This is a genomic window from Embleya scabrispora, from assembly GCF_002024165.1.
In the GTDB taxonomy this organism is placed as follows: domain Bacteria; phylum Actinomycetota; class Actinomycetes; order Streptomycetales; family Streptomycetaceae; genus Embleya; species Embleya scabrispora_A.
The window spans coordinates 118,065-130,907 of the sequence record NZ_MWQN01000003.1 but is presented as its reverse complement, the minus strand read 5'-3'; the positions used below and the strand labels follow the sequence as shown (position 1 = coordinate 130,907).

General features: G+C 70.4%; 9 protein-coding genes and 1 pseudogene. 5 read left to right on the top strand and 5 right to left on the bottom strand.

The window, feature by feature from the left end; translation table 11 throughout:
- Positions 1-485: 485 nt before the first annotated feature.
- Positions 486-949: pseudogene (locus tag B4N89_RS36350) on the top strand (ATP-dependent DNA ligase); the annotation flags it as partial.
- 81 nt (positions 950-1,030) lie between these two features.
- A complete protein-coding gene (locus tag B4N89_RS36345) occupies positions 1,031-1,480 on the top strand; it encodes a hypothetical protein (RefSeq protein ID WP_078980848.1) in 450 nt (149 codons plus the stop codon).
- Between the two features lie 49 nt (positions 1,481-1,529).
- Here B4N89_RS36345 and B4N89_RS36340 read toward each other — a convergent pair whose 3' ends face one another.
- The 5 genes from B4N89_RS36340 to B4N89_RS36320 form a co-directional block, all read right to left on the bottom strand.
- Positions 1,530-1,745, bottom strand: a complete 216-nt coding sequence (locus B4N89_RS36340) for a hypothetical protein (protein ID WP_078980847.1) — start codon at positions 1,743-1,745, stop codon at positions 1,530-1,532.
- Between the two features lie 468 nt (positions 1,746-2,213).
- Positions 2,214-2,924, bottom strand: a complete 711-nt coding sequence (locus tag B4N89_RS36335) for a cation transporter (RefSeq protein ID WP_078980846.1) — start codon at positions 2,922-2,924, stop codon at positions 2,214-2,216.
- A 1-nt stretch (position 2,925) separates the two neighbouring features.
- Complete coding sequence (locus B4N89_RS36330; RefSeq protein WP_078980845.1) at positions 2,926-3,261, bottom strand: ArsR/SmtB family transcription factor; 336 nt, start codon at positions 3,259-3,261, stop codon at positions 2,926-2,928.
- A gap of 649 nt (positions 3,262-3,910) precedes the next feature.
- Entirely contained in the window at positions 3,911-5,311 is a 1,401-nt protein-coding gene (locus B4N89_RS36325; RefSeq protein WP_235619142.1) for a PLP-dependent aminotransferase family protein, read from the bottom strand.
- Positions 5,312-5,379: 68 nt separating this feature from the next.
- Positions 5,380-5,988 (bottom strand): GNAT family N-acetyltransferase, encoded by a 609-nt coding sequence (locus tag B4N89_RS36320; RefSeq protein WP_235619141.1) that lies wholly within the window; start codon positions 5,986-5,988, stop codon positions 5,380-5,382.
- On the opposite strand from B4N89_RS36320, the gene B4N89_RS53130 reads away from it, so the two are divergent.
- From B4N89_RS53130 to B4N89_RS52790, 3 genes are all read left to right on the top strand, one after another.
- A complete protein-coding gene (locus B4N89_RS53130) occupies positions 5,963-6,721 on the top strand; it encodes a hypothetical protein (RefSeq protein ID WP_321170742.1) in 759 nt (252 codons plus the stop codon). The genes B4N89_RS36320 and B4N89_RS53130 overlap by 26 nt on opposite strands.
- Before the next feature lie 968 nt (positions 6,722-7,689).
- Positions 7,690-8,565: a glycosyltransferase gene (locus B4N89_RS36310; protein WP_078980842.1), complete on the top strand. Its 876-nt coding sequence runs from the start codon at positions 7,690-7,692 to the stop codon at positions 8,563-8,565.
- Between the two features lie 920 nt (positions 8,566-9,485).
- Positions 9,486-12,824 (top strand): RHS repeat-associated core domain-containing protein, encoded by a 3,339-nt coding sequence (locus B4N89_RS52790; protein WP_078980841.1) that lies wholly within the window; start codon positions 9,486-9,488, stop codon positions 12,822-12,824.
- Positions 12,825-12,843 lie beyond the last annotated feature (19 nt).

The window sequence follows — 12,843 nt, the reverse complement described above, 5'->3', positions numbered from 1 at the left end:
GCTTTCCAGGCTTCTACTTTTTTGTGAGCCTTCCCGGCGTCCCGTTCCTTCGCGAGAGCAGCGATTGTGGATCCGCCGGCGTCGAGGAGGGGTGGCCTGGCCCCAGCGGTACTTGTTCCATCGCCGCGGGCGCCGCCGTCGGCCTCACCGCCGCCTGGTTCGTGCGCCGCGCCCCACACATACTGCTACACCGGTGGATCCCGGGTGTGGCGAGGTACGGGTAAGCGGTGGGCGACCGCGGCGACCGGACTTCTCGACGGCGGCCCGACGACGACCCCGACGACGGACGGCAACCCGCCCCCGCCGCTCCACTCGTGCAGGAACGTCACCATCGCCGGCGGACGACCGACGTGACTTCGGCCCACACGGTTTCGGGCGGGGCCGGTCGCCGATCGTCCGGACCCGGCGGTCGGCGCAGGTGGCGAGGGGGCCGCAACGTTGAGTGTCGAGTCGGCGTTGCCGGTGGCGCGCGTCGGCCGCGTTCGTTGGGCCACGGCGCCGCGGCGCGGGAGGCACGCCTGGAGGGCCCTGGTCTGCAAGCGCCTGGCTTCGCCGTACCGGCTCGGAGCGCGTTCACCGGGCTGGATCAAATTCCGGAACCGGCGCACCGCCGGCGTGGTCGTCGGTGGCTGGGTGCCGGGCCGTGGCCGGTTGTCGGGGTTGCCGGGGGCGTTGCCGGTGGGGGAGTTCCACGCGGGCCGGTGCGCTACCTGGGCAGCGTGGGCACCGGTCGGAGCGATCGCGAGCGGGCCGCCCTTGCCGAGCTGCTGCGGGTCGCCGCGGTGCCGGAGTGTCCGTTCGAACGCGAACCCTCCGTGGTGGGCGCGCGGTGGGTCCTGCCGCGTCCGGTCGGCGAGGTCGCCTACGCCACCGCACCCGCGCGGGCCTGCGGCGCCACCCCTCCTGGCGCCGCCTGCGCCCGGATCTGGCACCGGAGGACCTCGTGTGACCGGTCGAGATGGGTGTCAACCGGCGCCGCTTCGGGGCCGTCGGCCGTTGTTCGGCCATTCGGGCACGCCATCATGTCGGGATGGCCCGCGACATAGTGTTCTTCCTCGCTCCGGACGACGAGACCGCCGCCGTGACGCATCCCACGGGACCCGGTCGGGTCTCGGAGTCCGTGACCTGCCGGTTCATCGAGCCGGACAGCGCCATAGCCGAGTGGGACATGTACTTCTCGGAGCCCTCCGCGGACCTCCCGGCGCCCGAACTCCTCCACGCGTGGTGGCCGGAGTGGGTCTACGGCCCCTTCAACGACGGTGTCGAGGTGTTCGCCCTGCCGCAACGGTTGATCCGGGCGTTGGCCGACGCCGGCCCCACCGAGTTGGCGGAACTGGCGGATCGCTGGGCTGCGAGGCTCAGGGCGACCGAGGGGGACGACATGACCGACGACGACCTGCCGGAGGTCCTGCGAGGACTCGCCCGGCTCGCGGCGTCCGCATTGGACACGGGAGGCGGCCTCTACAGCTGGAGCTTCTGACCCTCCGGTGGGAACCCCTTCAGCGAAGAAATCGCCGTCTGCCGGGGTGTCAGACAGGCCGAAGGACGGAGCCGGTGACGACAGGCAGCGCGTGCATGGCCCGTAGGCGTTCGGCGCGGCAGTGGTTGAGAGTGTCGTCGTTGCCGGTCCCGGCGGCGTGCGGGCACGCGAGGTGGGCCCGTTCGAAGGCGAACTGGTGGTCCAGCAGAGGCTGGAGGCGGTCGGGCAGCGACGACGACGAATCTTCGGACTTGTGTTCGGCCATGCGCTACGGCCGAACCGGCTCGGTCGAGGCGCCCGCAGACCGTGCGCCGCGTTCGAGTGAACCCCGAACCCGCGCACCGAGCACCGAGCACCGCGGGCCTGTGTGCCGGGCTGCGCCGGCTATCGCGAGTCGTGGCCGATGATCCGAGCGACATGGCCTGCGGCCACGGCGGCGACGAACCGGTGCCCGAGGGTGGTCGGTTCGGTGTCGAGCGGGACGCTTCGACACCGGGTCACAGGGCGGGGGTCCTATCGACGATCGCGGTCCAGGCGCGAGGGAGGTGCTCGTCCTCGGTCGGCCGGTCGAACAGGCCGAGGGTGACCTCGACGACGTCGCCGTGGCCGGGGAGCACGAGGTGGCCGTGCGTCTCGGGCGAAGCGTGCGGATTCGCAGAATCCTGGACGGGGATCAGTATGAACTCGTGCGGTCATCCCCGGTTTCGCGGTCTTGGGAGGGGCTGGTCGGTGATCAGTTGCAGCAGGTGCAACCGGGCTTGCAGCCGCAGGCGTCGGCTTCTGCGGCGGCTTGTGCGCCGGGGGTCGAGATGGGGCCGCAGCAGGTGTCTCCGCGCCAGGCTTCACGGCCTTCCTTGACGGCGACGGCGGCGATGACGAGAGCGGCGATCGGGTCGGCCCAGGACCAGCCCAGCAGGCTGTTGGCGACGAGGCCGACCAGGAGGACGGCAGAGAGATAGGTGCAGAGGAGGGTCTGCTTGGAGTCGGCGACGGCGGTCGCGGAGCCGAGTTCGCGGCCGGCCTTGCGCTGGGTAGCGGACAGGAACGGCATGATCGCGAGCGAGAGGGCGGCGATGACGATGCCAGGGGTGGAGTGCTCGGCTTCCCCGGTGCCGGTCAGGGCTCGGATGGCGTCGACGGTGACGTAGGCGGCGAGGGCGAGGAAGGAGACGGCGATGATCCGAAGGGTGCGCTTCTCGCGGGCTTCGCGGATGCCCTGATCGGTTGCGGAGAACTGCCAGGCGACCGCGGCGGCGGAGGAGACCTCGACGACGGAGTCGAGGCCGAAGCCGATCAGCGCGGTGGAGGAGGCGAGGGTGCCGGCGGTGACGGCGACGATGGCCTCGATCACGTTGTAGGTGATCGTCGCGGCGACCAGCAGCCGTATTCGTTTCGTCAGCGCGTCGCGGCGGGCCGGGGACGGTCCGAGGGACATGGCGGTCATCTCAGCAGCAGCCCCGCGCCTCGGCGTCGACGCAGGTCTTGTCGGTCTCGACGGCGACGACCGCGGTGCGGAGGTCGTCCAGCGCGTGTCCGAGCCGGGGGTCGGCCAGTTCGTAACGGGTACGCCGGCCGTCGGGGACGGCGACGACCAGGCCGCAGTCACGCAGGCAGGCCAGATGGTTCGACAGTCGGGTCCGCGAGACGCCGATGTCGTCTGCGAGGTCGGACGGATAGGCGGGGGCGTCCCGCAGGGCGAGCAGCAGCCGGCAGCGGATGGGGTCGGAGAGAGCACGGCCGAAGCGCGCGAGCACCTCGACCTCCGGGGCGATGGTCAGCATCCTCCGACAATACAGAGAATCCTGAATTCAGAAAATCGTGAATCATTGGCGGTCGCGACCGTGGGAGGCGGGCGGTCTTGTCGGGGTGGCGACGTGGAGTGAGCAGGCCGGGGTGCCCCCGGCGGGCGCCGACGGCCATCTCGATGTCGTCGTCGGGGTCTCCCGCCGGGCTCGTGCTCGCGTCGCCACCCCGTCACCGGCGTTCACGCCCCGTCGAGGACGACCGCCCGCTTCTGCCGGCCGACGCGCGCGAGACCATCCGGGCCCGGTGCGAGCGCGACGACGGACCCCGCCTGCCGCGGCCTGCCCGACGTCCCCACCGCCGCGCCCGGTCCGGTAGTCGTCGACGGCCTTGATCAGGCCGATCGCGGCGACCTGGCGCAGGTTCTCGCGCAGGTCGACGCGGCGGGTGTGGCGCCGGCAGGCGAGGGTGACGAGGTGTGAGGTTGAGACCCGCTCACCAGGACGTACAGGATCGCCGTGAACATCGCCTCGTGGTCGATGTCCGCCCTCCCGCGACCTGGCGCACGCACTCGCGACGGCGGCACCAACGGCTCCAGCACCTCCCACGACCCGTGCGGAACGATCCATCGCCACCGCGAACGCCCCATACTTCGCCCAACGTCCCAGGGACCACACAGGGCGGGGTCTATGGTCGAGTGTCCCTCGCCCCCGTCCGCCATTCCTCCGCCTCCAGCACTTCGCCCAGCAGGTCGAGTGCCTGTCCCCAGGCGTGCGGTGCCGGTGTGGCGTAGCCCAGGACGAGGGCGGCCGGGGCCGAGGGGTCGGGGGGATGGTGGTAGTCGGAGCTGTGTAGACCGTGCAACCGCAGCCCCGCGTATGCGCCGGCGGCGATCAGTCGACGTTCGTGCTCGGCGGAGGGCAGAGGCAACAACGCGTGCAGACCGGCTGCCGCGCCTACGAGCCTGAGCCCGGTGATCGCGCCGACGCGATCGGCGAGTTCGGCGCGTCGTCGCCTGTATACCGTACGCACGCGGCGCACGTGCCGGTCGTAGTCGCCTCGCGCGACCAGGTCGGCGAGCGTCAGTTGCTCGATCACGGACACGCCGCCGCCGTTCTCGCGCATTGCCGCGGTCACCGGGGCGCGCAGCGTCGGCGGCACGACGAGCCAGCCCAGACGCAGGCCCGGAGCGAGGGATTTGCTGACGCTGCCGGCGAGTACGATCCGCTCGGGATCGAGTGCCTGGAGTGCCCCCACCGGTCTGCCGTCGTAGCGGAACTCGCCGTCGTAGTCGTCCTCGATCAGGAAGCCGTCGCAGCGTGCGGCCCAGGCGACGAACTCGCCGCGTCGTGCGGGCGACAGCACGACGCCACTGGGGTGCTGGTGCGCCGGTGTGAGCAGTGCGGCCCCCGTCTGCGGGGTGAGGTCGGCCGGATCGGCGCCGAACTCGTCCACGCGCAGCGGTTCGCAGGCCAGGCCCGCCGCGGTGAGCAGTTCGCGATGCCGCGCGAGCCCCGGGTCCTCGGTCGCCGCGTGCCGTACCCCCAGGCCGTGCAGTGTGCGCGCCAGCACTGCGAGCCCGTGGGTGAAGCCCGCGGTGATCACGACCGCGTCCGGGGTGACCCGCGCACCCCTGGTCCGTGCGGCGTGCGCGGCCACGCTCGCACGCAGCGTCGCGGTTCCCTCGAAGTCGCCGTAGTCGAGGTCTCCCGCCCCGATCCGACTCAGGACTCGGCGGACACTCGTCGTCCATGCCCTGTGGGGGAACGACGTGAAGTCGGGTCGGCCGGGGCGTAGATCGGCCCGCCAACGACGTTCGGTCGGCGCGGATTTCGCATGGTGGCCGGCGTCGCAGGGTTCGGGAGCACTCACGTGCGCGACGCGCGTGCCGGAGCCGGGTGATCCGGTCAACCAACCCTCGGCAACGAGTTGGGTGTACGCGCCGACGACCGTTCCGCGTGCCAGCCCCAGGTCCGCGGCCAGCGTGCGCGAACCCGGTAGGCGTGTCCCCGCGGCCAGCCGACCGGACCGCACGGCCTCGCGCAACGCGTCCTCCACGGCGCGACCGGCTCCGACGCCACGTGGCACGGGCTCGATATGGAGATCGACCCCGGCGAGGGGCAGGGCTTGGCCGCGCCGCCGGTTCGACGAGGCCGTCAACGGGGTGCGGAGGAAGCGTCGAAGGCCGGGTGGCGAGGTGAGAGGAAGACCGTGGTCCCCGAAGCGTCGGTACCGAGCCGGTGCCATCCGGCGCGTGTGTAGAAGCGGACGGCCACATCGATGTGCGCGGACGTCAGCAGCCAGCATCTCCCGGACGGGGCGTCGTCGGTGACCGCGCTCAGCAGCGCCCGGCCCACTCCCGAGCCTCGGACGCCCGGGCGCACCGCGAGTTCGTCCACTTCCCGCGCACCGCACAGCCACTCCTGCGTACGCCCGGCGCCCACCATCGTCTCGACCCGTGCATAGCCGCGAGTGGTGGGGAACACCGCGGGTGTCGTCCAGGCGACGGCGAATCCCACCACCCCGCTGTCATCCTCGGCGAGGGCGATGGTGAACCCGTCGCGCTCCTTGTCGGCGTCGAGCCGGCGCACATAGCGTTCGGCCGCCGCCTCGTCCTCGTTCCAGGGTTGGGCGGAGAACACCGCCCGGTATACGTCGCGCACATCCTCCAGGTACGCGGACAGGTCGGCGACGAGCAGTCGACGGACCTCGACCTGCGATGGCTGGTTGCGTTCCTTCATGTTCACCTCGATCTCCTCGTTCATGGACGCCTGCCCCGGGCGCGCGTGCCGGTCCGGCAGCGTGCGTTCGGGTGTCCGATCTTGTTCAGGTCTTGTTCGGGTCTTGTCGGGGGACGATGACGGCGTCCACAGCCGGCTCCAGCATGTAGCCGAAGACCGGGCCGAGTGCCTGTGCGCGGCGTGCCCGCGTCGCCGGGCGGCAGTTCGATCGTCATCGGCATCACTTCGGCCGACGTCGGCAGGAGTGGCGGAGTCTGGCGAAGGAGGGTGGTCAATACGCTCGCTCCCACCGCGCTTGTCGGTCACGGCCGAAATGGTAGGCGCGAGCCGGCCCGACCGAGTGGTCCACTCGGACCCCAGTCGGATGGACCGGTTGCGCGCCATGCATGACAACGCCCGCGAACCCGCGACCCGCCGGGCCCGCGGTGTGGACGGCATGCCCGGCGGCGGCTCGGCGCGCCGCGGCGCACGCGGCGGTCGACAGCGGCCCGGGCCGACATCCGGGAGCGGATCGCGGCGATACCGGGCATGCGGGTGGTGGCCGAGAGGCCCGCCGCCCCCGGCATCCGCTACTTCGAGCCGACCTACCGCCGACCACCGACACCCCGAGCGGGGGTCGTTCGCGCAACGCCTGAGTCTGCGCCACCGCTCGACCGAGCGGCCGATGGTCCTCTACACCGGCGGCTACGACCCGGGCATTGCTGCTGCCGGCCGCGGTCAGTCTCGGGTCGGCGTGGGCCCGATCTGCCGGAGCTGATCCTCCCGGTGTACGCCGCCGTCGGCGCGGCGGCGTCCACGGTCGAGATCGACCGCGACACGGAGTCCATCCCCGTGCTGACGACGGCACTTCGGGACTGGCCCCCTGGGCCGCGCACCACGTCCACGTCGGCCCCCGCCACCTCGTCGGTGCCACCCGACCAGCTTGGGACCCCGCGACACCACCCGCCCCGACCTGTGGCTCGTCCTGGATCCAGGAGGCCGTTGCCGGCATCACCACCGTCGTATTCCGCACCGGTGACCCGAGTTGGAGGGACGCGTCGTGCCGTGGCGCTTTCCGTCTCTTCGCGAGCCGTTCGGCCTTTGGGCACCCGGTCGAGATGTCTGTGCGGATTCGGTGTTCGTCGGGTGATGCCGCGGGGGTCGGCGTTCGGGTTGTGGCAACGTCGTCGGTGACGGTCCTGATCCGGCCGGGGTTTTTCAGGTCGGACAGGGTCTCGATTCGGCTGCGGTGGACGTGGGGCGTGTGCGCGTGGGTTCCGGAGGTCGTGCCGGCTGTTCGAGGGAGAGGACGAAGGACGTGGGAGCGAGCGAGTCGCGGGCGGACGGGTTCGCGCGGGAGATGGCGGAGGCCGGGGCGGAGGGGGACGCGATGAGTCGGGCGTTGGCGTGGTTGTCGGTCTCGTATCGCCGTGCCGCGGAGCCGCGCGGGCACGGAGTCCACGGTGCGGCGTCGTCGGAGCGGGCGGGTTCGGAGGAAGGCCTCGGGGAGTCGAGTCGTTTCCGAGCCGGTTCGTCGCGGTCGTGACGGTCGGGTCGGTGGAGTCGCGGTCGCCGTCCGCGTGGTTGTGCCAGGGTAGGAGCGCCGATCGGGCCTGTGGGTCCGTGACGGTCGCGGCGCGCTCGGCCGTGTCGCGTCGTCGCCCGTGCGAGAACGTGGGTGGGGCGCGCTTCTTTTGTCGGTGATCGGTTCGGTGACGCCCGGGCCGTTGACGAGGGGTGGGCCCGATGTCGGACGAGTCGGTTGCCGTGGTGATCGTGACGTACAACCGTCGGGACATGCTGCGGGAGTCCTTGAAGGCGTACGCGGCGCAGAGCCGGCCGGTGGACGAGATCATCGTGGTCGACAACGCGAGTTCGGACGACACCGGTGCGATGCTGGCCGCGGAGTTCCCGGACGTGACGTGGCTGCGGTTGGAGGAGAACACCGGTCCGGCGGGCGGGTACGCCGCCGGGTTGTCCGCGGCACTGGAGCGCGGGCACGGATGGATGTGGTTGTTCAACGACGACGACCGGCCGTTGCCCACCGCTTTGGAGGAACTCCTCGAGGAGGCCGCCCGGTTGCCGGGGCGTACCGGCATCCTGGGCACGTGGTTGGTGGACGACCGGGGCGAGAGGTCGGTCCTGGGGCTGGGCTGGCGGCACCGGCACGTGCCCGCGCCGCCGCCTCCGGACGGCGGGTCGTACCCGGTGGACGTGTTGATCTTCGCGGGGGCGTTGGTCTCGGCGGCGTTGGTGGCCGAGGTCGGGGTGCCCAAGGCGGAGTACTTCGCGATGTGCGAGGAACTGGAGTTCTGCCTGCGGGCGCGCCGCGCCGGGTGGGGAATCCGGATCCTGCCCAGGCATCTGACGGTGACCCTGCACGAGGGAGCGGCGCAAGATCCGCTGTGGCGGTTGTACTACCAGACGCGCAACCAGCTGTTGATGAGCGTGGGTCACCGCTCGCCGGCGGAGGTGTTCTTCTGGGCGGTGCGGCAGGGGAAGTTCACCGTCGCGACGTTGCTGTGGCAGGACCGCAAGGCACGGCGGTTGCGGATGCGCGCTCGTGGCGCCTGGGACGGTGCGCGCGGTGTCACCGGCCGCACGGTGGATCCGCGCGGCTAGCGGCGGTAGGACCGGTCCGCCGTGGGTGCGGCACGGTCCGACTCCTGCCGACCCGTGGGGCCCGCGTGGCCGCCGGGGCACTCTCGGACGCGCGGCACGGGTTTCGCCGCGTGTTGTTCTCCCGTTGGTTGTCTCCGGGGTGGAGCCGCCCCGGTCGCGGTGGTTCGCAGGACCGGCGCGCCCGTCGTGCAGCGGGATCGCCCGGGTGGTGCTTCGCCTGTGTCGATCGAAGCGGTGGCCTGGCTCCTCTGGGCGTGATGCGGGCCTCGGGGGTGTGCCAGGTCACGTCGGAAGTTCCACGTGTTCGCGCGGACTTGCGTCCTCCCGGCCCACCGCGCCGGGGAACGGATGGCTGTCGAGGGGATCTTGTCGTCCCGGCTCGTCCACGGTGCGCTCCCGCGTGTGGTGATACCCCGTGATCGCCTTTCGATCGGTGCTGGGGTCGAGTCTCCGTGTCGGGACAGGGCGACCCCCTGTCGACGATGCCTGCCCGGAGCGAGGGACGACGCCCACGGCGGCGCCGCGCGGGCACCGAAGCGAGCGCTCTTTTCAGGCCTTATCGACGAATAATTCGATCAATCGCCGGAAAAGCGGGAATTTATTCGTTGGGCGTTCGTATCGGCTTAATGGATATTCGATCGAATTCGGCCAACTTTTCGGATAGCAGAAACCGCGGACATGAACCCTGGATGGGCGGGCAGTCGCGAAACCACAGGTGGCGTACCTCGCCTGGAATGTGAGGCCCGGAGATTTGTCCGGTGACAACTGTTTGCGGTGTCGGGCGGATGAACTTCGAGATTGGCCGATTGATTCGTCACGGAAAATAATACTTTGGGCTAGCTGGTCGACTTTTCTCCCGGGTCACACCAACCTTCTGGTGCTCGCACCCCGTCGTGGGGTGCGCAGGCCCTGGGGGATCGATGAAGGAAACCCGAACTCGGCGCGCCCGCAAGCGCTTCGACCGGTCCGGCGACACCGCGATACGAGCCGGCGCATTGTCCGCGTTCACGGCACTGGCACTGGTCGCGGCTCTGACGCCGTTCCAGGCGTCCGCCGCGCCGGACGCGCCCGCCGCACCGAAGAACAAGTGGGGACACGGCACCACCCAACCCCTGCCACCCGCCCCGCAAGGCAAGACCAAGGCCCCGCCGAACCTGCCCCGCACGGGCGGCGCCCAGTCGCTCGGCGCGATCACCACGCTCGCCGGGCCCGACTGGGACGCCGGCGACGTCCCGTGGCACAACTACCAGGCCTACCGACTCAACGACTCCACCGTCGCCCGAGTGGACGTCTCCACCGGCAACCTGATGATCGCCGGCACCGAGCTCGACATCGCGGGCGTCGGCCAACGCCTGCAGGCGAGCCGTACCGCGAACTCCTTCTGGACGGGGAGCAAGGGCAGCCTGGGCCTGCAACTGTTCAACTACCAGCGCGGCCTGACCGAGACCGCCACCGCGGTCGACATCCAGGGCGAGTCCGGCGACACCATGTCGTTCCCGAAGAAGACCGGCGGCGGCTTCGACCCCGCCAAGGGCTACAAGGCCGACCTGACCAAGGACGGCGCCGGCGTCTACACGCTCACCTGGCGCAAGGACGGGAAGAAGGAGACGTTCACCGCCGCCGCCGGCCTGACCTCGGTCACCGAACGCAACGGCGGGAAGATCGACGTCGTGCGCACCGGCGCCGACACCGTGCGCGCCACCGAGACCCGCTCCGGGCGTTGGATCGAGCTGCACCCCGCAGGCAGCGGACCCGACATCGGCGACGGACCGCAGTGGAAGAACCTCGCCGTCGTCGACAACGCCGGCCGCACCGCGACGTATCGCCTGGTCCGCAACATCGACCCCAACGGCTGGCAATGGGTCGTCGGCAAGGTCGACGACGTCAACGGCGAAACCGTCCAGTACGCGTACGACAACGACGAACGCGTCACCCAAATCACCACGGCGATGGGCCACATCACCCGCTTCACCTACGACACCTCCAGCCGCGTCACCTCGGTGACCCAGGTCACCGACCTGCCCACCGGCCAGGAAGCCGTCACGCTGTACGCGTACTCCGCCGCCCACGGCGCCGCGGGCACCACCACCGTCACCGACCCGCGCCTTAACGCCACGACCTTCACCGTCCAGGCCGACGGCCACGTCGACCGCGTCACCGACGCCCAGAGCCACAAACGCGACACCACCTACGACATCAACGGCAACGTGCAGACCGCCGTCGACGCCATGGGCACCGGAAGCAACCCCGGCAACATCACCACCTACGGCTGGGACACCTCCGGCAACCTCACCTCGGTCCAGATGCCCACCGGAGCCACCGCTTCGCTGACCGGCTACCAGACCTACGCCGGCGCGCAGTTGCCCGCATCGCTGACCGACCCCAACGGCGACAAGACGTCCTACTCCTACGACACCTCCGGCAACACCCTGGGCGTCAGCGACGCCACCACCGGCGGCACCGGCGCGCAACTCACCCACACCTACAACCCGGCGAGCCCGACCTGCGGCGGGTTCAAGGGCCAGCGCTGCACGTCGAAGGACGCCAACCTCAACACCACCAACTTCACGTACAACGCCACCGGCGACCTGACGAACGTCGACGCCCCCGCGCCGCTGGGCGACACCGTCTACACCTACGACAACCTCGGCCGCACGAGCACCGCCAAGGACGGCCGCAACATCACCACGACCTACACCTACGACAACCACGACCGGGTCAAGACCGTCGCCACCCCGGGCAAGTACGTCGCCTACGACTACGACAAGGACGGCAACCAGACCAAGCGCACCGACGCCGCCGGCACCGTCAAGGTCGAATACGACGACCTCGGCCGCGAGTGGCGCCGCACCCTTGTCGGCGGAGACCAGACGACGCTGCACTACGACGCCGCGGGCAACGTGATCCGCTACGACGACCCCATGGGGCGCGTCCTCTACGACTACGACACCCTCAACAACCTCACCAAGGTCACCGACCCCCTCGGCGGCGAGACCACGTTCGCCTACAACGCCAACGGGGCGCGCACCTCCACCACCTACCCCGGCGGCGTCGTCCAGGCCGTCGACCTCGACAACAGCGGCCGCCCCAAGCAGGTCAAGGCCACCAAGGGCGCCACCGCCCTTTCGGAACTGAACTACACCTACGCGTACGGGCCTTCGAACACGGACGGATCCAAGATCCGCACCCGCACCGACGGCGCCGGCGTCAAGAACGCCTACACCTACGACACCCTCGGCCGGCTCACCGACGCCCGCGAGACCAACAGCGGCGGCACCCAACTCGCCGCGTGGCTCTACTGCTACGACAAGGCCGGCAACCTCACCGCCACCTCCACCACGACCACCGCGTGCGGCTCCGCGGGCACCACCTACACCTACAACGCCGCCAACCAGACGTCGAACACCGGCTGGACGTTCGACGCGAACGGCAACGAGACCGCCGCCGGCGGTGGCCTGCCCCGCACCGGTGAAACATACGGCGACTTCAACCAACTCACCGCGATCACCCGCGGATCCACCACCACGAACAACACCTACACCGGCACCACCAACGGCGAACGCCTCACCTCCGGCGCCACGACCTTCTACGCCGGCTCCCTCGGATTGACCGCCACCGTCACCGGGGGCGTCGAAACGGGATTCGTCCGCGAACCCTCGGGCAGCCTCATAGCCATGAGCTACGGAGAGGCCAACCACTACTACCTCACCGACGCCCAGGGCTCGGTCACCGGCCTCACCGACAAGCTCGGCAACAAGGTCAACACCTACGCCTACGACCCGTACGGCAACGCCCGCACCACCACCGAGGCGGTGCCCAATCCGCTCCGCTACACGGGCACCTACCTCGATTCGACCGGCCTGTACAAGATGGGCGCCCGCTACTACGACCCCACAGTCGGCCGCTTCACCCAACGCGACCCCGCCGGCAAGGAAGCCAACCCCTACGCCTACGCGAGCGGCGATCCGATCAACCGGGCGGACCCGACAGGGACGTGGTCCGTGGGAAGCGTGACCTCGAAGGTGACGAAGAAGATCGGTGTCGCCGGGAACTTCATCACCGGGGTGCAATTCGGCGGCGCGCTACTCAGGGGCGATCTGCGTTCGGCCGCCTCGACGGCTGTCGGATTCGGCGTCGGAGCCATCTTCGAATCCGCCTGCACCTATGCCAGCGCGGGAGTTCTCGCAGTCCCCTGCGCGGTCGGAGGCACGTTCGTGGGCGGCAAGGCGTCCGAGGCATTCGACGAGGGGACGACATGAGCCAAGACCCCAAACCCGG

Bases quoted from the DNA above. Each gene is read 5' to 3' on its own strand.
- B4N89_RS36345 (WP_078980848.1), top strand. From the start codon at position 1,031: ATGGCCCGCGACATAGTGTTCTTCCTCGCTCCGGACGACGAGACCGCC.
- B4N89_RS36340 (WP_078980847.1), bottom strand. From the start codon at position 1,745: ATGGCCGAACACAAGTCCGAAGATTCGTCGTCGTCGCTGCCCGACCGC.
- B4N89_RS36335 (WP_078980846.1), bottom strand. From the start codon at position 2,924: ATGACCGCCATGTCCCTCGGACCGTCCCCGGCCCGCCGCGACGCGCTG.
- B4N89_RS36330 (WP_078980845.1), bottom strand. From the start codon at position 3,261: ATGCTGACCATCGCCCCGGAGGTCGAGGTGCTCGCGCGCTTCGGCCGT.
- B4N89_RS53130 (WP_321170742.1), top strand. From the start codon at position 5,963: ATGTTCACCTCGATCTCCTCGTTCATGGACGCCTGCCCCGGGCGCGCG.
- B4N89_RS36320 (WP_235619141.1), bottom strand. From the start codon at position 5,988: ATGAACGAGGAGATCGAGGTGAACATGAAGGAACGCAACCAGCCATCG.
- B4N89_RS36310 (WP_078980842.1), top strand. From the start codon at position 7,690: ATGTCGGACGAGTCGGTTGCCGTGGTGATCGTGACGTACAACCGTCGG.
- B4N89_RS52790 (WP_078980841.1), top strand. From the start codon at position 9,486: ATGAAGGAAACCCGAACTCGGCGCGCCCGCAAGCGCTTCGACCGGTCC.